Here is a 24513-nt window from a genome sequence, read left to right on the forward strand (position 1 = left end):
TGGCCACGATCACCCCGGTAATCACTTGTGCACCTCCCTCGATGGTGAACACAGTGTGATGGAGCGTTTCTCTTCGGTGAGTTCCACCGTTCCGCGACTTCATGTCCCCGCAATGACGGGGCAATGATGGAGCACAGCCGTCACCCGGCTGACGGCTGGATCGTGAGGGAAAGGCCGTGAACGCCGTGCCGAACGGCCATCCCGCAGTCGCGGGCGTGCGTGTTACCAGACACCAGGCTCGCACAGGAAGCGGTGGAACTCGTACGGGGGACGGCCGGTTCCCCCTCCCGCGGCCCATTCTCACCGCGGCCACTTCTTCGGCGCACTCGGGTGCGGGCGGCGGGGGCCCTCGCGTTCACCCCGGAACAGCTCCACATCGGCGCGGCGTTCCCCCATCGGGAGCCCAGTGAGCGCTTCCACCGCAACGGGCGTCGAGGGCAACGCACTCGGCATCGGATTCTCCGCCGTCTCGGCAACTGTTCGTGCCGAGATCGTCACTCTCCATCCGCGTCCGGTCTTCAAACGGTGCGTCCGCAAGGCGTCACGGACTGCATCCGACCGAATCGCGGGACGGGTTTCGAAAATGTGAAGCCGGATGTGCCGGAGCGCTTGGCGCGCGGGATTCGAGCGAGGGTATTTCATCCACGGACGACCGCGGACCTCGTGGCGGAGCGAACCGGCCACGGGGTCCGCCCCCGGGGCGCGCTCAGGCCGCGAGCCGTCGCACGGTGTCGAGGAACCCGTTCCACGCCTGCTCCAGATCGGGCGTGGCGGCGTGCGGGGAGCGGAACCAGCCGAGGAACGCATCGACGTCCTCCAGGTCCCACCGCAGCCGGTAGAGCGCCAGCGCCGACGGGTCGGGCTTGCGTCCCGCCAGCTCCTCGTAGCGGGCCAGGTCGTCCGGCCCTTCGGCGACCAGCCACAGGTCGCGCTCGGGCACCGCGAGCCCCACCGTGTCCCAGTCCAGGAGCAGTTGGCGGCCCTCGTGCCACAGGAGGTTCCCCGGGTGCGGCTCCCCGTGGGTCACCACCAGCGCGGCTCCCCGGCCGGCGACGTCGACCCTGAGCGCGTCGAACGCGTCGAGCCGTCCGCGCAGCCCCGCCGCGTGGCGCACCACCGTCTCGCGGGCCGGCTCGGACCAGGGGCCGCCGCTCCACGGCCGGTCCACCGCGGCCAAGTTCGCCTCCAGCCGCTCCCGCGCCGACAGCTCGGGCGGGATGACGCGGGTGACGACGGGGGGCCGTACGGCGTGCAGGGCGGCCAGCGTCCGAAGGGTGCGGGCGCGCTCCTCGGGGGTGAGGTGCTGCCCGAAGTCGCCGCTGCGACCGGCCACGTACGGGAAGACGCTCAGCGCGTACCGCTCGCCCAGCCGGCGCACGCTCTCGCCGTCGGCGGTGGCCGCGGGCGCGAGGACGAAGCCGCCGTCCTCGAAGCCGAGGCCGTCGCGGTCCCTGAGCTGCGCCGCGGTGTCCATGGCGCGTCGCAGCCCCTGCCAGGCCGCGTCCGCTCCCATCCCGCAGTGATTCTTGTCCGCCAGGTCGGAGAGCGTGACGAACCACCGTCTGCCTGCGGCGTCGTCGGCCGTCCAGTGGTAGTCGCCGAAGCCGACGGGCGCGTACCCGAGGTCCACCGCGTCGATCCCCCACGCCAGCAGCGCCTGCCGCACACCGGATGCGTCGATTCCTTCCGGCTGATCTTTCATGTCGTGACGCTAACCCGGGCGGCCCCGCCGGGGCACGTCGATATCGGACGGCGGCCGGTGCTCCGGTGACGCCGGCTCACGGCGCGCCGAGGTAGTGGAACCGGGGTTCGGGGTGCATCAGGAAGTCGTGGTGGGAGATGTTCCAGGCGTAGGCACCGGCGAGGGCGAAGAGGACCCGGTCGCCCGCCCGCAGCCCGGGCGCCGGCACACGTCGAGCCAGGACGTCCTTGGGGGTGCACAGTTGCCCCACGAAGGTGACGGGTTCGCCGTCCGGGGCGGCGGGCCGCGGCCAGGGGTGGGGCCAGTCGTCGACGGCGAGCACCGTGCACGGCTGGTCGTGGCCCTTGGTGGCGGGGGTGCGCAGATGGTGCGTACCCCCGCGCAGTACGGCAAAGGTCTCGCCGTGGCTGCGCTTGACGTCCAGGACGTCGGTGGCGTACCAGCCTCCGTACACGGTCACGGCCCGGCCGGGCTCGACCTTGAGCACGCTCTCGGGGTGGTCGTCGGCGAGGTCCGCGAGTCCGGTTCCGAACGCGGCCCAGTCGAAGCGCTCGCTCGGGCGCGCGTAGTCGACGGCCATTCCGCCGCCGATGTTGACCTCCGCCAGCGGGGCGCGGTGGCGGGCGGCGAGCGCGGCCGACCAGGTGACGATCTGCCGTGCCAGGTCGAGCTGTTGGGGGGCCGTCAGCCCGCTGGCGAGGTGGGCGTGGACGCCGTACCACCGCAGGCCGGGGTGGCTGCCGTCGGTGAGCTGCCGCACCAGGTCGTCCACCTCGCCGGGGTCGATCCCGAACGGCGAGGGACGTCCGCCCATCGCGAGGGCGGTGGTGGCGGGCAGTCCGCCGGCGACCGGCAGGTTGACCCGTAGCAGCACCCCGACGGGGGACGCGTCCGATGCCGCGTGGTCATGCGCGAGGGACGCCAGTACGCGCAGTTCGTGCGCGCTTTCGACGTGGAAGCGGGCCACCTTGCGGCGCAGCGCCGTCGCGATCTCCGCGGGCGTTTTGCCGGGCCCGCCGAAGGCCAGCGGCAGGTCGGGCACGGTCTCGCTGACGTGGTCGACCTCGCCGCCCGACGAGACCTCGTAGCCGTCGACGTACGGTGCGAGGGCGGTGAGGACGCGGGCGTCGGGGTTGGCCTTGACCGCGTACTGGAACTCGGCCCGGCCGCCGAGGCAGCTGCGGATGTGCGCGGCGTGCCCGCGCAGTGCGTCGAGGTCGTGGACGTACGCGGGCAGTTCATCGGCCGGCAGGGTGCGGACGAAGTCGGGCACGGCGGTCATCGCGGACTCCCGTCGGCGGGGGCGGTGGACAGGATGTCCTCGGCCAGCGGAGACGGCAGTCGTACGTATCCGGCGTCCCGGTCGGCCGAGCGCTCCCAGCGGGTCAGCAGGTTGGCCTTGGCCGGCAGCGGTACGCCGGCGAGCAGGGCGCGCAGCCGGGGCGGGCAGCCGTGTTCGTCGGCGTAGCGGCGGATCGTGTGCCGCACCTGGGACCAGAGCGCCGCCTCGGTGTGCGGGTGCAGGTCGGCGAGGGCCGCCAGCACTTCGGCGACGTGGTTGACCAGCAGGCAGTACACCACCCGGTCCCAGCCGTGCCCGGCGTCGTACGTCATGGGCCGGGCGACTTCGGGCGGCAGGGCGGCGAGCGCTGCGGCGTGGTGCTCCGGCAGCAGCTTGGTGCCCTCCAGGTCGCGGAAGACGATCTGCGCGGGTTTGCCGTCGGCCGCGACGCCGACGACGACGTTCTGGAGGTGGGGTTCGAGTACCACTCCGTGGTCGAAGTACGCGGCGAGCACGGGCGGGATCAGCAGGGCGAGGTAGGCGCGCCACCACGTCAGGGCCGCGGCGGGGTCGGCGGCGGGTCCGAGCCGGGAGACGTGGCCGGGTCCGGTCGGGTACTCGTCGGCGACGGAGGCGGCGAGCAGGGGCGTGACGCCGGGCCGGAGCCGGGTGGCGAGCCCTTCGCGCACGATCACGCCGAGCCCTTCGAACAGGGCGGTGTCCGCACGTCCGTCGGGGCCCGGGACGCGCAGGGTGCGGTAGGCGGGCTCGCGCAGCACCGCCGCGCCCGGGAAGCGGGCGGCCAGGTCGGCGAGGGCGGGGGCGAGGATGCGGGTGAGGGCGACGGCGCCGGAGAGTTCGTAGAAGGCGTTCTTCCGCAGGCAGTTGGTGATGCGGACGTTGAGGCTGAACTTGAGGAAGGTGTCGCCGTCGTAGAGGGTGCGGACGGACGCGGTGGGGGCGAAGTGCCGGTGGCCGGTGCCCAGGTCGATCGCGTCGCCGCGCTCCAGCAGGGGCCGCAGGGCGGTGCGCAGGTGGTCGTACTGCCACGGGTGGACCGGCAGGATCCGGTGTCCCGGCGGTGCGGCGGCGAGGCGGTCGAGGGCGTCGGTGGCGCCGGACTCGGCCGCTTCTTCGGCAACGAGGTGGGTGCGGACGGCGAGCAGGCGCAGCGGGAAGGAGACCCCGGCGGCGGGCGCGTACGCGGACCAGGCAGCGGGGTCACCGGTGTGCGCCTTGGGCGTGGGGTGGAAGCGGTGGCCCAGGGCGAGGGACTGTTCCGAGGCCAGGTAGCGGGCGAGCCAGTCGCCGGGGGCGGCCTGGTCCGCGCCGCGTGCGGCGGCATCGAGTGCGGCGCTCACCCCGCGGTGGCTGGCGGTGATCTGGGCGAGGAACTCTTCGTTGCGGGTGCCGGTGCGCAGGGTCAACTCGGCGTGGGTGTGCTCGGCGAGGCGTCGCCACCCCACCTCCGACCAGCCGTCGTCGCGCTGCTCGGTGACGGGGCCGGTGAAGCGGTGGGCGCCCAGCAGGGAGGTGCGGCGCAGCGCGACCCGCAGCAGCACGCCCAGGCGCGGCAGCCGCAGCAGCAGTCGCCCGTCGATCACGGCGGTCTGGCGCTCGGGTCCGCACACCTCGCGCAGCAGGCAGTTGAGCAGGGTGTGGGTGACGGCGTCCGCGGCCGTGGGCGGCCTGGTCGGCGGGCCGGCGAACGGGGTGGCTCGGTCGGTGGTGGCGCTGGTCATCGCTGCTCGCTCCCCCGCAGGTAGTTGGGGCCGGTGGTGTAGTGCTTGTTGATGTCCAAAGCGCCTGATCTTTCCTTGGCGAGCAGGGTGCCCGCGCTGACCATCGCCTTGACGGGCAGGTGGGCGGCGTCCAGGACGTGGGTGCGCAGCGCCGCGCGGGGTCCGGCTTCGAGGCGTGCCACGGCTTCGGCGAGCCGGTCCCGGACGAGGGCGAGCAGGGTGGGCAGGGGCGCGTGGCCGCTGCGGGCGAGGCCGAAGGCGTAGGCACCCGCGCACAGGTGCACGGTGACGGTGGTGAACAGGTCGATCAGGGCGCGGTCGTCGTCGACGGCGATGCGCCGGTCGGCGAAGTCCGGCAGGGGCGCGCCGAGGGCGGCGCGCGCCCTGCCGGCGTGGATGCGGGGGCCGTCGTCGTCCTTGAAGACCAGGCGCGGTCCGGGGCCGCCGAGGAGCAGGGTGACGTTCTGTTGGTGGGATTCCAGGGCGATGCCGTAGCCGTAGAGGGTCGTCTGCCAGTCGAAGAGCAGGGTGAGGACGGCATCGAGGAGGGCGAGGGCGTCGCCCTGGTGGTGGCGGTCGGCGAGCCGGTCGATGACGAGTCCCCCGCCGGGGGCGCGGCCGAGGAGGGCGGCGAGCGGGACCGCGGTCGTCGTGGCGTCGAGTTCGGCGGGTTGGTGGCGGACGAGGGCGGCGAGGAGTTCGTGGTCGGCGTGGGCGTACTGGGTTTCGTCGGCGTGCAGAACGGTGCCGTGGAAGCGGGGTTCGCGGGTCACGACGGCGTCAAGGAGTCGTTGGACTGCGGCGCCGTCGGCGAGGGTGCCGGGTTTGATGGTGCGTCGGTTGAGCCGACCGAGGGTGGCGGTGGCCAGCGGCAGCTTGAGGTGGACGGTGGGGTGGTCGGCCAGCGCGACGGTCCGCAGCGACAGGGTGGGGACGACGTCCAGGTGGGGGCGGTCGGCGAGGACGGCGCGGTCGGCGAGGCCGGTGGTGCGCAGCGCCCCGGCGAGGGGGCCGGCCGCGGTGAGCGGATGGACGGGCAGGGCGAGGTGACCGGCGTCGAGGCGGACGGGCAGGGCGACCTCGGACGGCTTCGGCCACCAGGGGTTCGCCCGCTGGTCGTCGAAGGTCTCGCTGAGGGTCACGGCGTCCCGGGGCAGGGCGAGCCAGCGCAGGCGGAATCGCGGGGGGAACTCCGGTGCGTACGCCCGTAGGTCACCGTCCGTGAGGCCGGCGCGGCCGCGGGCCGTCGGATAGACCGGGTGGTCCAGTCGGGCGGCGAGTGCGTCGAAGGCGAGGCTTGCGGCGGGACCGCTCCAGCGCGCCGGGTCGGCGCCGTACCGGGCGGTCAGGTCCCGGTGCACGGCGCCGGTGGTCGCCTGGTGCAGTCGGGCGGCGGCGATCGCCTCGTGGCACTCCCGGGCGAAGGCGTCGAAGCCGGGGCGGTCGCGGGGGTCGGCGAGCGCCCGCAGGGCGGACAGCACCTCGTCGGGGCCGGTCAGTTCCGTGCCGTCGGACTCGCGGCGCAGCAGCGGAAGCCGGGCTTCGGCACGGTGCTGGAAGCCGGGGTCGGTGCGGCGCACCGGGAGCAGCAGGGCGTCGCCGTCGGTGGGCAGCCGCAGCCAGGTCCCGTCGGGCCGGTCCACCGGGGTGGTGCGGCTGCGCAGTCCGACGGCGTCCTCGCGCAGCAGGGCGCTGAGCACGTTCAGCATGACGGTCTCGTCACTCACGGGGTGATCTCCCAGCTCTGCCGGGCGAGGAAGTCCGTCACCGCGCGGTCCACGGATCCCTGGTCCCGGCCGGTGGCCCGGAGGATGCCGAGGAAGTCGCGGTTGGTGCGGTACAGGTCGTGGCGCTCGCCGACGGCGCGCGTCGGACGGTACGTCAGGGTCACGTCGCCCACGGTCAGGTCGGTCGGGCCGGGGGCTGCGGTGAGGGTCCCCGCGCGGTCGGCCAGCGGGTAGTCCAGCCGGGCCGCGCCGTCGGTGCGTGCGCCGAGGTCGGCGGGGAGCGGCTCGCCGAGGTGGGTGGCGAGGACGAGGTCGAAGAGGGGTACGTCGAGCAGGTCGGCCAGCAGCAGGTCGCACTGGTCGCCGATGGCCCGGTAGTTGACCTCGATGATCCGGACCTCGTCCCGGTGCACCACGAACTCGGTGTGGCAGGCGCCGAAGCCGACGCCGAGGGCGCGCAGGGCGGCGAGGACCTGGGCCACCACCGGCGCGGGGTGCTTCGGCACGTAGGTGAGCCGTTCCTCGATGAAGTGCGGCAGCGGGGACAGGTCGGTGCGGAAGCCGCCGAGCACGTGCAGGCGGCGGCCGTCGCCGAGGGTCTCCAGCGTGTGCAGTTCGCCGGGCAGGTACTCCTCGACGACGAGGGCGGCGCCGGGGCGGCGGGCCCGGATCTCGGCGGTGCGGCGCACCAGTTCCGCGTGGTCGCGGACGTGCACGACGTCTTCGCTGGCGACGCCCTCGCGCGGCTTGAGCACGGCGGGCTGCGGGACCTGGGCGAGGGTCGCGGGATCCCGGTCGGGCGGGATTTCGAGGCTGCGTACGGCCGGGCTCCCGGCGGCGGCGAGCCGACGGCGCATCTGGGCCTTGTCCTTGGTGCGCAGTGCGGCGCGCCAGTCCTTGGCGGGCAGGTCGAAGTACGCGGCGGCCAGCGCGGTCGGCGTCTGGAGGTGGTCGCTGTTGCTGAAGACGGCGGCGGGGGCCAGATGGGTGGAGATGCGGCTGATGACGGCGTGCGGGTCGCGGACGTCGCACTCCAGGACCTCCAGGTCCGGGTGGCGTCCGCGGTGCGCGCCCGGCTGGGAGGTGAGGAGCGTCGTTCGCAGGCCCAGCCGTTCGGCGGCGGGGAGGAAGCCCTCGGACACCGAGTCGGTGGGGTTGAGGGCGAGGACGTACAACTGCCGGGCGGGGGCCGACTGCGTACTCTGCATCGTCTGCATGGGTGAATTACTTCCGCGCGCACATTCGCTGGGCAGGGGGGCGGCCGGTGTCGGCCCGGTGGCCGGGAGGTCCGGCGCCGCGCCGCTCGGGGCGGTCCGGCGGCCGTGGGTGGGGCGGCCTTCCACGAAGACACGCCGGGGATCGATCCGGTCGCGGTGGATCATCAGGCTGGAGCTTAGGTTAGGCAAACCTAAACACGCCAATTGGGCACGTCGGGCTCCGAGTTCGCGCACGATAGGACGATGTGGTTAAGGTGAGCCTTACCTTCTCCCTCGCGTTCCGTCCGCCGTTCGGATGGGTTCGCGACGTCGCGTCACCACCCCGCCGCTTCGTCACCGCGTGGCCATGTCACTGCGTCGCCACGTCGAACCCACCCGCCCCGGCGGCTCGCCCCCGGCACCACCCCGAGGAGTACCCGTGCTTCTGGCCCCGGCGCCCGCACCTGCCGGAGCTGCCCTCAGCTGCTCCACCCTGCTCGCCGCGTCGTACCGACGACTCGCCGTGCACCTGACGACCCGCCGCATCGAGGTCGCACCACCGCGCTCGCCCGTCGGCCGCGGCTGGACGAGCGGCGCCGAACTGGCGTACCACCCGGCCCTGCTGGACGCCTTCTTGGCGGCGGAGGCCGCGCGCATCGAGGAGCACTACGACCACGCGGCCCGGCCCGACGTGGTCGCCTCCCGGGCGCTGCACACCTGCCTGTGGGCGACGTGCCTGCTGATCAGCGGACCGTGGTACCTGGACGGCCGGGTTCCGCTGCTGCGCCCCGAAGACGTGCGCTTCGGCCGTCGGCCCGGCGATCTCGCCGTGGTGCCGGGCGGCTTCACCTGCCTGCCGGACGATCCCGCGGCGGGCCTGCCGGGCGTGCGGGTGGTCCCCGACCAGCAGGCGCTCGACCGCGAACTGCGGGAGGCGGTCGCTGCGCACGTGCGCCCCCTGCTTGCGGCCATGGGTCCGCATCTGCGCCGCGGGCCGCGCGCCCTGTGGGGCATGGTCGGGGACGACCTCGTCTCCGCCGTCTGGTACGCGGGCAAGGCGCTGGGCGAGGAGGAACGCGCGGTGGCCGCGGCGGGTCGACTGCTGCCGGGGCCGATCGCACCCTTCCCGGGCGGTGCGGACGTACGCCGACTCACGGGCCGTGACGGGCGCTCACATCCGACGCGCACCCGCGTGAGCTGCTGCCTCTTCTACACGATCCGCCAGGAGGACACGTGCAGCACCTGCCCGCGGACCAGTGATGCGGAGCGGCTGCGACGGCTGGAGTGCAACGCCTCTTGAGCCCTCGGCGCGAACTGCCCCTTCGACTCAAACCCGGCGACATATGATCTGATTGCACCTTTTGGATGCTTACCATCGTGGCCATGCACCCGGGAACGCTCATCCTCATCATGGCCGCCGCCGTGCTCGCACCCGTGCTGGCCCAGGCGGCGGGCCGTTGGATCCGTGTTCCGCTAGTGATCTTCGAGATCCTGTTGGGCATCCTCATCGGGCCCGCCGTCCTCGGCTGGGCCCACCCGGACACCGTCGTCGACACGCTCTCGAACCTCGGCCTCGCGATGCTCATCTTCCTGGCCGGATACGAGATCGAGTGGGGCGCCGTACGCGGTGACACCCTGCGGCGCTCCCTGTGGGCCTGGTTGATCGGCCTGGCGCTCGGGCTCGGAGCGGCCCTGGCGCTGACGGCCGGCGACACCGGACGCAGCGTCGTCATCGGGACCGCGCTCACCAGCACCGCCCTCGGCACTGTCCTGCCGGTGCTGCGCGACAGCGGCGATCTGAAGGGGCGCTTCGGGACGGTGATGCTGGCCTTCGGCGCGGTCGGCGAGTTCGGGCCGATCATCGCCATGGCGCTGCTGCTCAGCGGCCGGCGCCCGGCCGAGTCCGTCGCACTGCTGGTGGGATTCGCGGCGATCACGGCGGGAGCGGTCTTGTGGGCGCTGCGGCCCCGGTCGCCGTGGTTCTCCCGCGTCGTCGCGAACACCCTGCACAGCAGCGGGCAGTTCGCGGTGCGATTCGTGATGCTGCTGTTGGTGTCGATGCTCGCGCTGGCGGCGGCGTTCGGGCTGGACACGCTCCTCGGGGCGTTCGCGGCGGGCGTGCTCACCCGGATCGTCCTGGACGGGGCGGCGCCGGAGGGCGGCAAGGAGGTCCTCGGCCGGATCGAGGCGCTGGGCTTCGGCTTCCTGGTGCCGCTGTTCTTCGTGGTCACCGGGATCGAGTTCGACCTGGACGCGCTGCTCGCCGGCGGTCGGCCGCTGGCGCTGCTCCCCCTCTTCCTGCTGCTGTTCCTCGTCGTACGGGGACTCCCCGTGTACGCCCTCGCGCCGCGCGACCTCGGGCGCACCGACCGCTGGGCCCTCACCCTCTACTCGGCGACCTGCCTGCCGCTCGTCGTCGCCATCACCACCATCGGACTGGACCGGCAGGTCATCTCGTCCGGCGAGGCGGCGGCGCTGGTGGGGGCCGCGATGGTGTCGGTCCTGGCCTTCCCGCTGCTGGCGTTGAAGCTACGGGCCGGGGAGGGCCTGGCGTCCGCGGCGGCGGCGAAAGGCGCAGGCCCGGAAGCCTGGTGACGTCGAGTCGAGGCGGGCGGCCCGGCCGGGCGTCGGCCGCCGCGCTGTTCATCGCATGATCGCCGATCCCTTTTGTCAGTCCCACCCGTCATGATGTCGATCGAACGACTTGAGGAGATGCCAGTGAGCGACATCCAGCAGCAGGTCCAGCAGACCGTCGACCGCCTCGTGGCCTCGGACGCGGAACGCGGCGTGCAGGTCGCCGTGTACCACCGCGGCGATCTGGTGGTCGACGTGACCTCCGGTGTCGCCGACCCCGCGACGGGCCGGGAGGTCACGCCGGCGACCGTCTTCTACAACTACTCGATCGGCAAGGCCGCCACGGCCACGATCGTGCACGTGCTGGTGGAGCGCGGACTGTTCGGCTACGACACCCCGGTGGCCGAGTTGTGGCCCGAGTTCGCCGCGCACGGCAAGGAGGGCGTGACCGTGCGGCACGTCCTGAACCACACCGCGGGGGTGCCCGGACTGCCCGGCGACACGACCGTGGCGGACGTCTGCGACTGGGACCGCGTCTGCGCCGTCGTCGCCGATGAGAAGCCCTGGTGGGAGCCGGGCACCGCGACGGGGTACCACGCGTACACCTTCGGTTACGTCCTCGGCGAGGTGGCGCGCAGGGCCACCGGCAAGCCGGTGTCCCAGCTTCTGGCGGAGGAGGTCGCCGTCCCGCTCGGCGTCGGCGGGGAGCTGTACTTCGGCGTGCCCACCGCCGAGCAGGGGCGGCTCGCCGTCCTGGAGGACGCGCCCGGCTCCGCGGACATGCTGGCCCAGTTGCCGGACGACCTGCCCATGTTCAAGGCCGGCCCGAAGTCGCTGTTCCCGACCGCCGAGCTGGGCAACCGCCCCGACATGCTCGCCGCGGACGTCCCCGCCGGCGCCAAGACCTCGGCCCGGGCGATCGCCCGGATGTACGCGGCGCTGCTCGGCGAGCTGCCGGACGTGCAGTTGCTGACGCCCGAGCAGTTGGGCGAGGCCACGGCCGTCTCCTTCGCCGGGCCCGACCAGGTCTTCGGCAACGAAGCCACGTGGGGACTCGGCTACGCCCTGGGGCTGCCCGAGCGCCCCGGCACCGTCGACAGCGTCTTCGGCATGGCCGGCGCCGGCGGCAGCTACGCCTTCGGCGACAAGGCCAACGGGATCGCCTTCGCCCTGACGAAGAACCGGCTGACGATGGACTTCGCCGCCTTCGACGAGATCACCTCGATCGTGTACGGCGCGCTCGCACCAGGTCAGCGCGCGGCGTGACGCCGCGCCCGGCCGGGCCCGCGGCCGGGGCGTGATGCACCGCGCCCCCAGCTGCGCGACCATGGAAGCGGGCGACCCCGCACCGAGGAGGCGCCATGGAGTCCGCAGAGGTCGCAGAGGTCTACGAACTCGTGTTCCGCGGGTCCGCAGTCGAGGACGACGTCGTGGTCGTCCGTCGCACCGAACGTGCCGGCGCGGGCGGCTACCCCGTGTACGAGGACGACACCGGCATCGTGCGCGCCGAGATCAGCGCCCAGGGCGAGGTCCGCATGCTGGCGAGCGGCGGCCACCAGGCGCCCGGGATGCCCGTGACCGTCCGGCCCCTGGTGGCCTGAGAAGCGCGGCGGGGTTGGCGACACGCCACACGACAGATTAGGTTAGGCAAACCTAACCTCTCGATGGTGTGGAGTTCCGCATGCGTCTGTTCACCCCTCCCGTCGCCGCGCCGACGAGCGCCGAGCGGATCAGGACGATCCTGACGGCCGCCGATTCGATGACCGTCGTCACCGACGAGGGGCGCGTGGACGTCTCACGGCTCCAGGGCGCGGGCGGCCCGGAACGGATCCACCTGCACCCGACCGACGAGTGGGACGCGGACCCCGAGCGCAGCGGCGACGAGCCGTGCCCCGCGGGCGCCGAAGCCGTACGGGCCACGCTGGAGTTCACCGACGTCGCACCCACGCCGGTACGGGACCGGGTGCGGGCCCGAGTGGTGCTCGCCGGCTGGCTGCTGCCCGAGTCGACCCACCAAGGTCCGGCGGGCAGCCGCTGCATGGAGTTCGGCCACGCCATGCTCGACCAGGGCGGCGAGCGCACCTCGGTCGGTCTGCCAGAGCTGATGGCGGCTCAGGCGGACCCACTGGCGACCTGCGAGGCGGGGATGCTCACGCACATGGCCGATGACCACGGCGACCTCGTGGATGTGTTGCTGCGCCTGGTCAAGCCGCGTCGACTGCTCGGCGTACGAAGGGCGCTGCCGCTGGCCGTCGACCGCTACGGGATCACCCTCCGGCTCGAACACGCCCGCTCCCACGACGACGTACGACTGCCGTTTCCCGCACCGCTGTGGGAGCCCGACGAGGCGGGGGCGCGCATCCACGCACTACTCGATTCGGCGCGCCGCCGCGCGCCCCGGAGCAAGCTCCGCGACTAGAAGCCGGCCTTACGGACCAGCCTGGAGCAGGCATGCGCTCCGGACGTCGTCGCGCGGGCCGGTCCGCCTTGATCGGCGGGCCGGCCCGCTCCCTTCGCGGGTCCTTCACGGGCGCGAAAAGCCCGGCAGGAGTGCGCGATCGGGCGTCACTCGACGTCAGGTGCGCTCCCTCCTGCCGCTCTTCATGGCCGCCGCCGTGCAGGCCAGCCCCAGCAAGAAGGTCAGGGCGCCCAGTACGGCGTTGGTCCAGATGACTCCCTTGTCGGGGTTCGTACCCACGACCCACGGCGCGATGATCATCCATGCGCCCATGACGCACATGGCCCAGCTGAGGCCGTACATCCGCTGTGGCATGACCGTGAACCCGAGCGCGAGCACCACGATCGCGACGCCCATGATCAGGTTGTGCGTCGCCAGCGCGGGCTGGCTACCGGAGAAGTGGACTATCCACGGGGATATCGCGCATGCCAGGCCGACCAGGAACACCGGGCCGTCCACGAGCGCGACGTCGCGCCCTCCGAGCACGCGGGCGTAGCGGTCCCGCATCTCTCCGACGTCGGGATGCCCCGCCAGATCTCCCCTGTGTGAGACGTCGGCCATACGACTCGCCTCCTTACTGTGCGCTGTACGTCTGACCGAACTGCGCGCCTTTGATCCGCGCATTTCCATTTTGCCCTTATCTGTTCCTTATGGGTAGGGATCGCATGGAGAAAGGTTCCGCGACTTTCGGCCGCGGACGCGCCGGACCTCACCCGTCTGCCGTACGTCGAACCGCCCTCGGCAGCCTGCCGGCTCGCGCGGGGAAGTCGCTGGTCAGCGCGCGGGGCTCAACACCTGGTCACCCATGTGGCGCAACGACCAGCGGTTGCGTTGCGTATACGACCTTCACACGGTGAGCGAGAGAACGTCCCCCTTCGGAAGGAAGCCCTCATGCGCCTCGTACCGGTGACCCGCGTGCTCGTGCCGTCAGCACTGTGCGCCGCCCTCGCCCTCACGACGGCCGGCACCGCCGCCGCGCTGGAAGCCCCGACGTCCGGGTCCCCCGCCGTGACGTCCGCGGCGTCGACGGCCGCCCAGGACGCCACCCAGGACATCGTCCGCGCGAACACGGTGGGCGACTTCCTCGCCTCGCTCCAGAGCGCCGTCAACGACCTGACCGCTGCTTCACAGGCCGACGCAGACGCCGCCGTCGCGGATGTGAACGCCGCCGTCGCGGATCTGCTCAGTAAGATCAACACTTCCTTGGCGGACGTCAACCTCCCGTCGCCGACCACCACCCCGAGCGTCGGCGACGCGCCGGCGGAGACCTCGGCGCCCGCGCTGCCGGCAGTACCCTCGGTGACCGTGCCGAGCGTTCCGCCGCTGCCGCAAGTGCCGTGATTCCGTCACGGCGTCACACCGCCGGACCTCGCTGATCGTGCGGAGGCCGGGCCCGCCAGACCGGGCCCGGCCTCCGCACGATCAGCGATGAACAGCAGTGACGTGCCAGCGGCCGGAACCGTGCGCACCCGGTCGACAGGCAGTCGATTTCCCGCCGCATTCGGCAATTCGACGGGTCCGTGGATGGGCCAAGGGGGTACGAAGTGCGCAACAATGACCCCGTGTTGGGCAACCTTCCCGAGGAATCGACAAGTTTCGTCGGACGGAACTGGGAACTCTTCCAGCTGAACCTGGCGTTGCGGAAGCACCGTCTCGTCGCCCTCGTCGGCCCCGGCGGCGTGGGCAAGTCCCGGCTCGCGCTGCGCGCCGCGCACATGGCGGTCGACGGCTTTCCCGACGGGGTGGCCTGGGCGGAGCTCTCGCCGCTGTACGGCGACCGGCTGCTGCTGGCCACCGTCTCCGACGCCTGTGACCTCTCCGACCACACCCCCCGGATGCCGGTGGACGCGCTGTGCGAGTGGCTCGCCCCCAAACACCTGCTCCTGGTGCTCGACTCCTGCGAGCACCTGGTCGACCCCTGTCGCGTACTGGTCGGCGACCTGCTCACGGCGGCCCCCGGGCTGACCGTGCTCGCCACCTCCCGACAGCCCCTCGGCCTGGACGACGAGCGGGTGTTCCCCGTCCACCCGCTGCCCATGAACGGCCCCGACGCCCTGGAGCTGTTCGCCCAGCGCGTGGCGGCCGCCGGCGGTGTCGTGCCACCGGCGCCGGGCCCGATCGCGGAGTTGGCCGAACTCCCCGCGGACGGCTTCGCGACGGGCGACGCGTACCAGGCCGCGCGGTGGATCTGCCAACGGCTCGACGGGATTCCGCTCGCGCTGGAGTTGGCCGCGGCCCAGGCCGGCAAGTCCGGCATCGAGGAGGTCGCGACCCGCCTCACCTCCCGCTTCGACGTCCTCGAAGCGACGGAGGACGCCACCGTGACGCCCGAACGGCATCGGACCATGCGTACCGCGATCGGGTGGAGCCACGAGCTGTGCGCACCACTCGAAAGGCTGTTGTGGGCCCGGCTCACGGTCTTCAGGGGCGACTTCGACGAGGCGTCCGCGCTGGCGGTGTGCTCGGGCGGGCCGTTGGAGTCCGCCGCGGTCGGCCCCCTGCTCGAACGGCTGGTGGAGATGTGCGTCCTGAGGGTGATCAAGTCGCCGGAGGGCGACGGCATCCGCTACCGGATGCTCGACACGATCCGGGAGTACGGCGCCATGTGGCTGCGCGCCCTGGAGGAGGACGCGGTCACGGCGCAGCGCCACGCCGAGCACTTCTTACGCTTCGCCGAGCGCGCCGACCGCGAGTGGCTCGGTCCTGAGCAGGCCCACTGGTATCGCAGGATCAGCGCCGTGCACACGGAACTGTGCGCGGCGCTCGATCATTTCCTCCGGACCGCCCCCGCGCGGGCGCTGCGGCTGGCCGGGGTGGTCGGGTTCTTCTGGAGTTGCTGCGGTCATCTGCACGAGGCCAAGGAGTATCTGGACCAGACGCTGAAGGCGCATCCGGAGCCGGGGCCCGATCGCACCCGGGGGCTGTGGGCGCTCGGGGTCACCATCACGCTCCAGGGCGACTACGGCGCCGCGCAGGCCGTGAGCGACAAGTGCACGCTCTCCGCCCGTGACGACGGGGCCCTGGAGGGCATCTTGGAGGCGGCCTACCTCTCCGGGCTGATCGCCCTGTTGACGGGGCGCCCGCAGACGGCGAGCGAAATGGCGGCGCACGCCGTGGGCAGGGCGATCGGCCGGCCCTTCGACTCCCCCGGTCGGCTGCGCTGCCACCTCGTCCAGGTCTTCGCCCTGACCGGGTTGCAACGCCTGGAGGAGGCACGGGAGCTGGCGCTGTCACTGCGCGAGGGCTGCGTGGACCGCGGGGAGTCGTGGACGCGTGCCTATCTGGACTACCAACTCAGCCTGATCGCCCTGTTCTGCGGCAATCCGCGCGACGCGGCGACCCATGCGCGCGCCATGCTCGAAGGCAAGCAGGGGATAGGGGACAACTTCGGCATCGCGCTGGGGCTCGACGCCCTCGCCGCGGCGATCGCCGCGGCGGGCGACGCCGAGCGCGTGGGCCAGGTGTACGGCACGGGGCAGGCGTTCTGGAGCACGGTCGGCCACCCCCAGCGGGGCACCCCCGAACTCCGTGCCGTCCGGGAGCAGTGCGAGCGCGCCGCCCGCGAGGGCGTCGGCGACGCGGCCTACGAGCGCGCCTTCCAGCAGGGCGCCAACTCCGATCTGGCCGAAGGGCTCGCGGCGGCCCTGGTCCCGCCGTCGGGCTGAGGCTTGCGCACGGGCGGTCGGACTCGGCAGGTCGGCCCGTCAGCCCACGACGAGGTCGGCCGCCGCCTTGGCGAGGGCGTCCAGGACGGGGCTGAGCAAGGGGTGCCGCTCGGCACCCCGCCGAACCGCGGCGAACACCCGACGGGTCGCGGCCGGCCCCGACACCGGGCGCACGACGGCGGAGCGCAGCTCCATGCCGCGCAGGGCCGAGCGCGGGACGAGCGCCACCCCCGCCGCCGCGGAGGCGAGGGCCACGATGGCGCGGAAGTCATCGGACGTGTGCACCACGCGGGGCTGGAAGCCCACCCGCTCGCAGGCCCGTACGACCATGTCGTGGCAGGGATTGCCGGGGTAGGGGCTGATCCAGTCGCTGTCGGCGAGGGCGGCCAGTTCCACGTGGTCCCGGTCGGCGAGCGGGTGGCCGGCGGGCAGGACGGCGTCGAAGGGCTCGGCGTGCAGCGCCACCCGGGAGAGCCGGGGGTCGTCCACGCCGGGCGCACCCCGGTACTCGACGGCCACGGCGAGGTCGGCCGCGCCGTCGAGCACCAACGGCAGGCTCTCGTCGCCCTCCGCGTCCCGGACGCGGACCCGCAGCCCGGGGTGGTCGGTGGCGAGGAACCCGATCGCGGGGGCCACCACTTCGGCGATCCCGGTGGCGAAGGCCACCACGGACACCTCCCCGGACGCCCCTCCCGCGTACGCCGCCAGCTCGGCTTCCGCCCGCTCCAGCTGGGCCAGCACCGCGTGGGTGTGGGTGAGCAGGATCTCCCCGGCCGGGGTGAGCCGCACGCCCTTGCCGCCGCGGATCAGCAGGGCGTGCCCGGTCTCCTGCTCCAGTGCGCTGAGCTGTTGCGAGACGGCGGACGGGGTGAGGTAGAGGGCGGCAGCCGCGGCGGTCACCGTCCGGTGGTCCGCCACGGCCCGCAGGATGCGCAGCCGTCGAGGGTCGATCACACCGCCATCCTGCCAGCTCAGGACTCCAGTGCGCGCCGTGCGTCGACGAAGGCGGTGACGGCCCGCCGGACGTCCTCGGTGGAGTGCGCGGCGGACAGCTGGACCCGGATCCGGGCCTGCCCCATGGGGACGACCGGGTAGGAGAAGCCGATCACGTACACCCCGCGCTCCAGCAGCAGCTCGGCCATCCGGCCGGCCGCCGCGGCGTCGCCGATCATCACGGGGACGATGGGGTGGTCGCCCGACAGGATCTCGAATCCGGCCTCGGTCATCGAGGAGCGGAACAGCGCGGTGTTCTCGCGCAGGCGCCCGCGCAGGTCGCCGGCCGACTCCAGGAGGTCGAGCACGGTCAGGGAGGCGGCCGCGATCACGGGCGCCAGGGAATTCGAGAAGAGGTACGGGCGGGAGCGCTGGCGCAGCAGGGCCACGATCTCGGCGCGGGCGGCCACGTAGCCGCCGGAGGCGCCCCCGAGGGCCTTGCCGAGGGTGCCGGTGATGATGTCCACCCGGTCCATGACGCCGGCGAGTTCCGGGGTGCCGCGGCCCTCGGGGCCCACGAAGCCCACCGCGTGCGAGTCGTCCACCATGACCAGGGCGTCGTAGCGGTCCGCGAGGTCGCAGATCTCGGCGAGGGGCGCGACGTAGCCGTCCATGGAGAACACGCCGTCGGTGACGATCAGCCGCCGTCGGGCGTCCTGGGTCTCCTTGAGCCGCTGCTCCAGCTCGGCGAGGTCGCGGTTGGCGTAGCGGTGGCGGGCGGCCTTGCTCAGCCGGATGCCGTCGATGATGGAGGCGTGGTTGAGGGCGTCGGAGATCACCGCGTCCTCGGGGCCGAGCAGGGTCTCGAAGACGCCCCCGTTGGCGTCGAAGCAGGAGGAGTAGAGGATGGTGTCCTCCTGGCCGAGGAAGGCCGAGAGCCGGGCCTCCAGTTCCTTGTGCACGTCCTGGGTTCCGCAGATGAAGCGCACGGACGCCATGCCGTAGCCCCAGCGGTCCAGGGCCTCCTTGGCGGCGGCGACCACCTGGGGGTGGTCGGCGAGGCCGAGGTAGTTGTTGGCGCAGAAGTTCAGCACCTCGCCGGAGGCGACGGACACCCGGGCGCTCTGCGGGGTGCCGATGACGCGCTCGGGCTTGTGCAGACCGGCTGCGCGGATCTCGTCGAGGGTGGTGCGGAGTTCGTCGCGCACGGACGCGTACATGCGGGGTGCTCCCTTGGGGTGCGATGCGGTGGTGGACGGTGCGGTCGGCCGGTGAATGTCCCGGTGCCGGGGCGGGGCGCGGCGGACCGGAGTGGGGGCGCGGTGCGGGTCAGGCGGTCCAGTCGAGGATGATCTTGCCGCTGCGGGCCGTGGCCGCCTCGTCGAACGCCTTGTCGAAGTCCTGGTAGCCGTAGCTTCCCGTGATCACGGGGCTGAGGTCGAGTCCGCCTTCCAGCAGGACCGTCATCGCGTACCAGGTCTCGAACATCTCGCGCCCGTAGATCCCCTTGACCGTGATCATGGACGTGACGATCTTCGCCCAGTCGACGGCGAACTCCTCGGCCGGCAGGCCGAGCATGGCGATCCGGCCGCCGTGGGTCATGTTGTCGACCATGTCGCGCATGGCTTCGGCCCGCCCCGACATCTCCAGGCCGATGTCGAAGCCCTCCTTCAGGCCGAGCTGCCGCTGGGCCTCGGCTATGGGGTGGTCGGCGACGTTGAGCGCGAGCGTGGCCCCGGCCTTGCGGGCGATCTCCAACCGGGCCTCGCTGACATCCGTGATCACGACGTTGCGGGCGCCTGCGTGCCGGGCGACCGCGGCGGCCATGATCCCGATCGGCCCGGCGCCGGTGATCAGCACGTCCTCGCCCACCAGGGGGAAGGAGAGGGCGGTGTGCACGGCGTTGCCGAAGGGGTCGAAGATCGCGGCGACGTCCAGGTCCACCGTGGTGCGGTGCACCCAGACGTTGGACGCGGGCAGCACCACGTACTGCGCGAAGGCGCCGTCCCGCCCCACGCCGAGGCCCACCGTGTTCCGGCACAGGTGGCGGCGGCCCGCGAGGCAGTTCCGACACTTGCCGCAGACCAGATGGCCCTCCCCGCTGACCACGTCACCCACGGCGATGTCCTCGACGTCCGGCCCCAGGGCCGCGACCTCGCCCACGAACTCATGACCGAGCACGCGCGGCGTGCTGATGGTCTGCTGCGCCCAGGCGTCCCAGTTGCGGATGTGCAGATCGGTGCCGCAGATGCCGGTGCGCAGCACCTTGATCAGCACGTCGCCGTGGCCGGGCTGTGGCTCCGGCACGTCCATGAGCCAGAGACCGGGCTCGGCGTGTTGTTTGACGAGTGCCTTCATCGGGACGGCTCCAGGGTGAACGAACGATCAGGGACAGCGGGGATGACGGGGTGCCGCCCGCGACGGACGACGAACGGTGAGCGGTGAGCGACGAACGTGAAGGAATGGGACGAAGAGGGCTGGCTAGGGTCAGGCTGCGGCAGCCGACGGGATCACCGCAAACGGTGATGGATCCAGTCGGTGGCAGCTACCGAGGGGGCGAGGACCAATCTGCCCAGCGTCGGGGCGGGAGTCCATCGAGGATTTCTTAAGCGTGCCCACAGAAGATCTTCACGGAGGGTGCGGAATCCGCCGCGCCGAGCGCCCTGCACCGGCGAACGGGCGGGCGAAGCCTACGCCCGCACCGGCAGGAGCGCGCCCCGGCGGAGGCTTCAGTCGCGCAGATGGACCAGTGGTGCGAACCTGGGAAGATGAGCTGGGCATCGTGGACGACGACCGGAGTGTATTCCGGCCGCGGAGGAGTGCTCACCGACGAAGTCGGCATATTGACCGGGGATCTCACTGTGCACACCACCTGGGCCGGTGGTGAAGCGCGCGTCGCGGTGCAGTACAGCGGCGCATCCGACTGGTTCACCATGTCGGGCAGCCCCACGCCCTGCCAGTCCGAGGACGACAGCCGGGCCCTGCACCAGGCGGTGGTGCAGGCCGTGCAGGAAGGCGGTGGCGCCACGGTGCCATCGGTGGCCTGTGAGCCGCACAGCACCACTCAATACTGACGCCAGCGACCTGACCCAGAAGGCCGACGCCGGCCACCCGATGCAGAGCCTCAAGAGCTCCGGAAGAGCGACTTTCGAGGACCATGAAACGTGTGCCATCGCCGTCACACCAAGGGCCTCACGCGGCGCATGCGGAGCCGGCTCCACAGGCTTCGCCGGCGTGACGAAGTCCGTGGCGTCATGGGGCGATCACGGTGCACCGCCGTCATGTCAGCGGGCACCGCGCCCGTGGCGACTTCGTCGAGGCCAAGCGCGCCGGCGGCGTCGGGCAGATACGCATGTGCGTGTGCGTATGCCACTGCCGCTACGACCGTCGGCGCATCACCCGTGAGGCGGGGCGCGGGGCTCGCTTGTCGGGCCTCGGCCAGCTCGCGGGCGAGGCTGACCCGGTACCAATCGATCTCATCGGGGTGATCCGCACTCAGGATGCGCTGCACCAGCTCATGCGCTGCTGCGGAGGCAGGGCGCACCGGCGCGAGGTCGGGGCGCAGGGCACCCAGATAGGAACGCTCGTACGGATCGGGCACCACGTCGGCGACGCTCAGCGGGTCGAGCAGCGAGGCGATGGCGGCTGCCCGCGGCCAGGCGTCCTGCGTCGCCCGCAGATGCAGCCCCAGTCGCTTGCTGCGCCAAGTGCGCGGGCGCAGGTCCGCTCCCCCGTCGGCCAGGGGACGCAGCCCCGGCGGCATCCGACCGGTCAGCATCTCCGGGTGAGCCAGGGCGAAGTCCTCGACCTCTTCGGCGAGGTAGAGCCACACGACCGCCCGATACTGGTTCAGATAGAAGCGGACCGGTGCGAGATGACCCGTGCGCGCGAGGCGGGTGAACCGCTCCGAGCTGATCGACAGCAGTTCGGCACCGCTTTGGGTGCCCACGGTGCGCAGCCGGCAACGCAGGGCCTCGGGAAACTCCTCATGCTGCCGCCACCGGTCGATTTCCCCCGGGGGGACCCTCACCGGGCCGCCGGCATCCCCGCTCACCGTACGGACGTGGCCCAACTCGACCGCGAGCTGGAACTCGCCCCGCTGGAGCTCCAGGGCCTTGGCCGCCCGCCCGGGTGGCACTCCGCCCTCCACACGCTCCCGGCCCGCCGGCGCCTTCAACGCTCCTGACGGCACCTCCCCCGTCGCACCCGACGAACTCGCGACGGTCGAACTTTCCACGTCCAGCGCAGCCCGCGCACCCGACGCGCCCTGCCTCCTCAGCACATTCCGTCCTGCCATGACAACGGCCTCCCCCGTGAGATAACGAACACTCTGGGTAATGACCGTAGCCCGATGCGCCCACATCGCGCTGAGCCTGTGGATAACCTGGCGACCTCATGCCAACCGTCCCCCAGGGGCAGGGAATCAGCGCAGGTCAGACGGCTCCCCGTCGCGCTGCCTGGCAGCCACTCCCAGATGCTCGCCCACCCGGTTGACCATCAGCGTCATCTCGTAGGCGATCTGACCGACGTCCGCATCCGCCTCACTGAGCACGCACAGACAGCTACCGTCACCGGCGGCCGTGACGAACAGCAACGCCTCGTCGAACTCCACCATGGTCTGACGCACCCGGCCTGCCCGGAAGTGTCGACCGGATCCCCTGGCCAGAGAATGCAGCCCCGAGGAGACCGCGGCGAGGTGCTCCGCGTCCTCCCGCGCCAAGCCGGCGCTCGCTCCTGTCACCAACCCGTCATTGGAAAGCACCAAGGCGTGCCTCATGTGCTCGATCCGCTGTGTGAGGTCGTCGAGCAGCCAGTCAAGCCCCTTGTCCAGCGGCATGGTTGTTCCCCTCCCGCGCACGTGTTCCCCGTGTCACACGACAGCCTTTCGCACACCAGAGCACAGGGCAAGGCGTTCCGGGTCCGTCGAATCCCGGTGTCGGGCAGCGTGTATACGCCCGGCATATTCCATCCGGCACAGCCATCCCGCGTAGCCGAAAAACCTCGCACGAGGACAGGACATGAGACCACAAAACCCCCTTCCGGCACCGCTGGTTGACAACGGCAACGCTCACTAATCCATTGCCTCATCGCGGTTGTCAGGGCAGTGAATTCGCCCTCACGGACAAGAGGAATTCCCCTCTTACCGGCCGTCGAAAACACTCACCGGCACCCGGCCTCCGCCCGCCTCCACGAAGCCCCCGGCGATTCGACGTGGGTTTCCACGCACCGGTGGCGCATTCCACTCAGCCGCTCCGCGTGCAGCGGCATCGAACTCCCCAGGACACCCACCACAGCGACGAACCGAGGGCGCCCTCGACCGGTTCGCCCCCCTCCTCGACTCTTGACCGCACCGGCACTCGACGCCCGGGTTGCTCACTGGACAAGGTGCGCCGACGAGCGAGGCAACGAGGGCGATCGAGCGGGGAGAGCGCCATGACCGGACCTGGGCACCGACGACGCGCTGTACGCACTACCGCCGCCCTACTGACACCCGCCCAGTTCCCGAGCGCGCTCGGTGACGACTTCCCCGCGGCCTGTGCAGGCTGGAGCTCGCGGCATGCCCCGACGGCTACGGGCAGCGCTCGGGCAGGTCAGGCCACGAACGGGGCGCCGCGCCACGGGACGGGCCGGCGCCAGACCTCGAACGGGGCCAGGACGGCCCCCACACCGGGCGGATCAGCGGCCTATCTCCTTGCGCGTAACCCGGCGCAGCCTGCGGCGCTGGCTGGGGTCGAGCATCAGATACGCCACCGCCGGCACGCCCAAGACCACCAGCAGTGACAACCAGAAACCGATCAGCGGCATCAGAAGCAGGCCGACGGCCACCCCGCCTATGACGATCTTGGTACGTGTCGACATCTCGATGCCTCCTCACGCGGCCCGTCGCCGCTCTTGTCGGTGGAACGTACCGACCCGTCCCACAGTTCCACTATGCGCCCGGACGCAGCGGCTCACCGACCTCGCGCATGTGTGCCAGCGCCTGTCGGTAGGACTCGACCAGCCCCGTCTCGGCGTACGGCAGCGACAGCCGCCTGCAGTGGGCCCGCACCAGCGGCTGCGCCAGCCTCAGGTTCGGTCGGGGCATGCTCGGGAAGAGGTGGTGCTCGACCTGGTAGTTCAACCCGCCCAGCAGCCAGTCCGTGACCCGGCCGCCGCGGATGTTGCGGGAGGTGAGCACCTGTCGCCGCAGATGGCCCCAGCCCTTGCCGCTCTCCGCGTCGACCATCTCCATCCCCTTGTGGTTCGGGGCGAAGGCCATGCCCAGGTGGAGGCCGAAGAGCATCTGGTGGATCAGCCCGAACACCAGCGCCTGACCCACCGGCATCGCGGTCAGCAGCAGGGCGACGTAGCCGACCACGTGGACGGCGAGCAGCAGGCCCTCGACGACGCGGGCGCGCACGCTCTTGCCCGGCCCGTTCGGATCGAACACCGACTGGAATCCGTAGACCTTGAGCGCGATGCCCTCCAGCGTGGTCAGCGGGAAGAACAGCAGCGCCTGGTGGCGGGTGAGCCAGCGGCGGAACCCGGTGCGGCCGACGGCCTGCTGCTGCGTGAAGACCAGGACGTCCGCGACGACGTCGGGGTCCTTGTCGATGTGGTTCGGGTTGGCGTGGTGGCGGTTGTGCTTGTCGTTCCACCACTCCTGGCTCATGCCGAGCAGGACGTTGCCGTGGACGAGTTGGATGAGCCGGCTGATCCGCCGGTCACCGGTGATCTGCGCATGTCCGGCGTCGTGGCCGATGAAGGCGGTGCGCGCGGAGAACACCGCCAACACCGGCGCCAGCAGCAGCACCCACCAGGAGCCGCCGAGGGCGAACGTGCCGGCGACCACACCGGCCAGGCAGAGCAGGTTGACCGCGATCCCGCGGGCGTACCAACCCTCGCGGTGGGCCAGGAGGCCCTGCTCCTTCACGGTGCGCAGCAGGGGCGCGAACTCGCTCCCGGCTGCGCGCTCGGAGCCCACCGCGGGCCGCTGCGCGCCCCTTGACCGTCCCGCATGGACCTCGGCGACGGCGGTCGCACCCGAGGCCGGCGACGGCGGTCGCTGATGCGGGGTGGCGCTGACATGGGGCATGACTGTCTCCGGTCTCTGAGCCGTACGAGGTGCTGCGCGACTGCGCTGACCAGAGAAAACGTAGATTCGGCGCGGCTGTTGGGCCATGGAGCCACCACCCCGACCGGGCGGGGCCAACCCTCCGGTCGGGGTGGCGCTGGGTACACCCTCCGCCGACCC

At 72.0% G+C, this 24513-nt stretch carries 22 protein-coding genes; 9 read left to right on the top strand and 13 right to left on the bottom strand.

Annotation, left to right across the window (positions count from 1 at the left end; genetic code table 11):
• Positions 1 to 706 precede the first annotated feature (706 nt).
• The 5 genes from ACH4E8_RS20555 to ACH4E8_RS20575 all read right to left on the bottom strand — a co-directional run bounded on the left by ACH4E8_RS20555 (position 707) and on the right by ACH4E8_RS20575 (position 7661).
• Positions 707 to 1702, bottom strand: coding sequence for a phosphotransferase (locus tag ACH4E8_RS20555; protein ID WP_398450145.1), 996 nt, complete (start codon positions 1700 to 1702; stop codon positions 707 to 709).
• Positions 1703 to 1778: 76 nt separating this feature from the next.
• Positions 1779 to 2984, bottom strand: a complete 1206-nt coding sequence (locus ACH4E8_RS20560) for a type III PLP-dependent enzyme (protein WP_398450147.1) — start codon at positions 2982 to 2984, stop codon at positions 1779 to 1781.
• Entirely contained in the window at positions 2981 to 4726 is a 1746-nt protein-coding gene (locus tag ACH4E8_RS20565; protein ID WP_398450149.1) for an IucA/IucC family protein, read from the bottom strand. Before ACH4E8_RS20565 ends, ACH4E8_RS20560 begins: the two co-directional genes overlap by 4 nt.
• Positions 4723 to 6435, bottom strand: a complete 1713-nt coding sequence (locus tag ACH4E8_RS20570; protein ID WP_398450315.1) for an IucA/IucC family protein — start codon at positions 6433 to 6435, stop codon at positions 4723 to 4725. Before ACH4E8_RS20570 ends, ACH4E8_RS20565 begins: the two co-directional genes overlap by 4 nt.
• Positions 6436 to 6449: 14 nt before the next feature.
• Positions 6450 to 7661 (bottom strand): acetyl-CoA carboxylase biotin carboxylase subunit family protein, encoded by a 1212-nt coding sequence (locus ACH4E8_RS20575; RefSeq protein WP_398450151.1) that lies wholly within the window; start codon positions 7659 to 7661, stop codon positions 6450 to 6452.
• 427 nt (positions 7662 to 8088) lie between these two features.
• Here ACH4E8_RS20575 and ACH4E8_RS20580 point away from each other — a divergent pair, with 427 nt between their 5' ends.
• The 5 genes from ACH4E8_RS20580 (at position 8089) to ACH4E8_RS20600 (ending at position 12642) form a co-directional block, all read left to right on the top strand.
• Positions 8089 to 8949, top strand: a complete 861-nt coding sequence (locus ACH4E8_RS20580) for a (2Fe-2S)-binding protein (RefSeq protein ID WP_398450153.1) — start codon at positions 8089 to 8091, stop codon at positions 8947 to 8949.
• A gap of 83 nt (positions 8950 to 9032) precedes the next feature.
• A complete protein-coding gene (locus ACH4E8_RS20585; protein WP_398450155.1) occupies positions 9033 to 10244 on the top strand; it encodes a cation:proton antiporter in 1212 nt (403 codons plus the stop codon).
• Positions 10245 to 10361: 117 nt separating this feature from the next.
• Positions 10362 to 11489 carry a serine hydrolase domain-containing protein gene (locus ACH4E8_RS20590; protein WP_398450157.1) on the top strand — a complete coding sequence of 376 codons (1128 nt, stop codon included), beginning with the start codon at positions 10362 to 10364 and terminating at the stop codon, positions 11487 to 11489.
• A gap of 95 nt (positions 11490 to 11584) precedes the next feature.
• Positions 11585 to 11824, top strand: coding sequence for a DUF6296 family protein (locus ACH4E8_RS20595; RefSeq protein ID WP_398450159.1), 240 nt, complete (start codon positions 11585 to 11587; stop codon positions 11822 to 11824).
• An 80-nt stretch (positions 11825 to 11904) separates the two neighbouring features.
• Positions 11905 to 12642 carry a DUF2470 domain-containing protein gene (locus ACH4E8_RS20600; protein WP_398450161.1) on the top strand — a complete coding sequence of 246 codons (738 nt, stop codon included), beginning with the start codon at positions 11905 to 11907 and terminating at the stop codon, positions 12640 to 12642.
• A gap of 156 nt (positions 12643 to 12798) precedes the next feature.
• On the opposite strand, the gene ACH4E8_RS20605 is transcribed toward ACH4E8_RS20600, so the two are convergent.
• Positions 12799 to 13242 (bottom strand): SPW repeat protein, encoded by a 444-nt coding sequence (locus ACH4E8_RS20605; RefSeq protein WP_398450163.1) that lies wholly within the window; start codon positions 13240 to 13242, stop codon positions 12799 to 12801.
• 330 nt (positions 13243 to 13572) lie between these two features.
• On the opposite strand from ACH4E8_RS20605, the gene ACH4E8_RS20610 reads away from it, so the two are divergent.
• Both ACH4E8_RS20610 and ACH4E8_RS20615 read left to right on the top strand, forming a co-directional pair.
• Positions 13573 to 14022 (top strand): hypothetical protein, encoded by a 450-nt coding sequence (locus ACH4E8_RS20610; RefSeq protein WP_398450165.1) that lies wholly within the window; start codon positions 13573 to 13575, stop codon positions 14020 to 14022.
• Positions 14023 to 14243: 221 nt separating this feature from the next.
• Positions 14244 to 16346 carry an ATP-binding protein gene (locus tag ACH4E8_RS20615; protein ID WP_398450317.1) on the top strand — a complete coding sequence of 701 codons (2103 nt, stop codon included), beginning with the start codon at positions 14244 to 14246 and terminating at the stop codon, positions 16344 to 16346.
• Between the two features lie 39 nt (positions 16347 to 16385).
• Here ACH4E8_RS20615 and ACH4E8_RS20620 read toward each other — a convergent pair whose 3' ends face one another.
• From ACH4E8_RS20620 to tdh, 3 genes are all read right to left on the bottom strand, one after another.
• Positions 16386 to 17300 (bottom strand): LysR family transcriptional regulator, encoded by a 915-nt coding sequence (locus tag ACH4E8_RS20620; protein ID WP_398450167.1) that lies wholly within the window; start codon positions 17298 to 17300, stop codon positions 16386 to 16388.
• A 17-nt stretch (positions 17301 to 17317) separates the two neighbouring features.
• Positions 17318 to 18499, bottom strand: coding sequence for a glycine C-acetyltransferase (locus ACH4E8_RS20625; RefSeq protein WP_398450169.1), 1182 nt, complete (start codon positions 18497 to 18499; stop codon positions 17318 to 17320).
• Positions 18500 to 18608: 109 nt separating this feature from the next.
• A complete protein-coding gene (gene tdh, locus ACH4E8_RS20630) occupies positions 18609 to 19637 on the bottom strand; it encodes an L-threonine 3-dehydrogenase (RefSeq protein ID WP_398450171.1) in 1029 nt (342 codons plus the stop codon).
• 410 nt (positions 19638 to 20047) lie between these two features.
• Here tdh and ACH4E8_RS20635 point away from each other — a divergent pair, with 410 nt between their 5' ends.
• Positions 20048 to 20353 (top strand): hypothetical protein, encoded by a 306-nt coding sequence (locus tag ACH4E8_RS20635; RefSeq protein ID WP_398450173.1) that lies wholly within the window; start codon positions 20048 to 20050, stop codon positions 20351 to 20353.
• A gap of 104 nt (positions 20354 to 20457) precedes the next feature.
• Here the strand turns inward: ACH4E8_RS20635 and ACH4E8_RS20640 are convergent, their stop codons facing one another.
• Positions 20458 to 21351: a DUF6397 family protein gene (locus ACH4E8_RS20640; protein ID WP_398450319.1), complete on the bottom strand. Its 894-nt coding sequence runs from the start codon at positions 21349 to 21351 to the stop codon at positions 20458 to 20460.
• On the opposite strand from ACH4E8_RS20640, the gene ACH4E8_RS20645 reads away from it, so the two are divergent.
• Entirely contained in the window at positions 21343 to 21465 is a 123-nt protein-coding gene (locus ACH4E8_RS20645; RefSeq protein ID WP_398450334.1) for a hypothetical protein, read from the top strand. The genes ACH4E8_RS20640 and ACH4E8_RS20645 overlap by 9 nt on opposite strands.
• Positions 21466 to 21702: 237 nt before the next feature.
• Here ACH4E8_RS20645 and ACH4E8_RS20650 read toward each other — a convergent pair whose 3' ends face one another.
• From ACH4E8_RS20650 to ACH4E8_RS20660, 3 genes are all read right to left on the bottom strand, one after another.
• Positions 21703 to 22116: a roadblock/LC7 domain-containing protein gene (locus ACH4E8_RS20650; protein WP_398450175.1), complete on the bottom strand. Its 414-nt coding sequence runs from the start codon at positions 22114 to 22116 to the stop codon at positions 21703 to 21705.
• Between the two features lie 839 nt (positions 22117 to 22955).
• Positions 22956 to 23138 carry a hypothetical protein gene (locus ACH4E8_RS20655; RefSeq protein ID WP_361541603.1) on the bottom strand — a complete coding sequence of 61 codons (183 nt, stop codon included), beginning with the start codon at positions 23136 to 23138 and terminating at the stop codon, positions 22956 to 22958.
• A gap of 70 nt (positions 23139 to 23208) precedes the next feature.
• Positions 23209 to 24354 (bottom strand): fatty acid desaturase family protein, encoded by a 1146-nt coding sequence (locus tag ACH4E8_RS20660; protein ID WP_398450177.1) that lies wholly within the window; start codon positions 24352 to 24354, stop codon positions 23209 to 23211.
• Positions 24355 to 24513: the final 159 nt, after the last annotated feature.

Origin of the sequence: Streptomyces sp. NPDC017979 (assembly GCF_044328175.1) — a bacterium.
GTDB lineage: Bacteria > Actinomycetota > Actinomycetes > Streptomycetales > Streptomycetaceae > Streptomyces.

Bases quoted from the DNA above. Each gene is read 5' to 3' on its own strand.
- ACH4E8_RS20565 (WP_398450149.1), bottom strand. From the start codon at position 4,726: ATGACCAGCGCCACCACCGACCGAGCCACCCCGTTCGCCGGCCCGCCG.
- ACH4E8_RS20610 (WP_398450165.1), top strand. From the start codon at position 13,573: ATGCGCCTCGTACCGGTGACCCGCGTGCTCGTGCCGTCAGCACTGTGC.
- ACH4E8_RS20555 (WP_398450145.1), bottom strand. From the start codon at position 1,702: ATGAAAGATCAGCCGGAAGGAATCGACGCATCCGGTGTGCGGCAGGCG.
- ACH4E8_RS20560 (WP_398450147.1), bottom strand. From the start codon at position 2,984: ATGACCGCCGTGCCCGACTTCGTCCGCACCCTGCCGGCCGATGAACTG.
- ACH4E8_RS20660 (WP_398450177.1), bottom strand. From the start codon at position 24,354: ATGCCCCATGTCAGCGCCACCCCGCATCAGCGACCGCCGTCGCCGGCC.
- ACH4E8_RS20655 (WP_361541603.1), bottom strand. From the start codon at position 23,138: ATGTCGACACGTACCAAGATCGTCATAGGCGGGGTGGCCGTCGGCCTG.
- ACH4E8_RS20625 (WP_398450169.1), bottom strand. From the start codon at position 18,499: ATGTACGCGTCCGTGCGCGACGAACTCCGCACCACCCTCGACGAGATC.
- ACH4E8_RS20595 (WP_398450159.1), top strand. From the start codon at position 11,585: ATGGAGTCCGCAGAGGTCGCAGAGGTCTACGAACTCGTGTTCCGCGGG.
- ACH4E8_RS20575 (WP_398450151.1), bottom strand. From the start codon at position 7,661: ATGCAGAGTACGCAGTCGGCCCCCGCCCGGCAGTTGTACGTCCTCGCC.
- ACH4E8_RS20605 (WP_398450163.1), bottom strand. From the start codon at position 13,242: ATGGCCGACGTCTCACACAGGGGAGATCTGGCGGGGCATCCCGACGTC.
- ACH4E8_RS20585 (WP_398450155.1), top strand. From the start codon at position 9,033: ATGCACCCGGGAACGCTCATCCTCATCATGGCCGCCGCCGTGCTCGCA.
- ACH4E8_RS20635 (WP_398450173.1), top strand. From the start codon at position 20,048: ATGAGCTGGGCATCGTGGACGACGACCGGAGTGTATTCCGGCCGCGGA.
- ACH4E8_RS20590 (WP_398450157.1), top strand. From the start codon at position 10,362: ATGCCAGTGAGCGACATCCAGCAGCAGGTCCAGCAGACCGTCGACCGC.
- ACH4E8_RS20570 (WP_398450315.1), bottom strand. From the start codon at position 6,435: ATGCTGAACGTGCTCAGCGCCCTGCTGCGCGAGGACGCCGTCGGACTG.
- tdh (WP_398450171.1), bottom strand. From the start codon at position 19,637: ATGAAGGCACTCGTCAAACAACACGCCGAGCCCGGTCTCTGGCTCATG.
- ACH4E8_RS20650 (WP_398450175.1), bottom strand. From the start codon at position 22,116: ATGCCGCTGGACAAGGGGCTTGACTGGCTGCTCGACGACCTCACACAG.
- ACH4E8_RS20600 (WP_398450161.1), top strand. From the start codon at position 11,905: ATGCGTCTGTTCACCCCTCCCGTCGCCGCGCCGACGAGCGCCGAGCGG.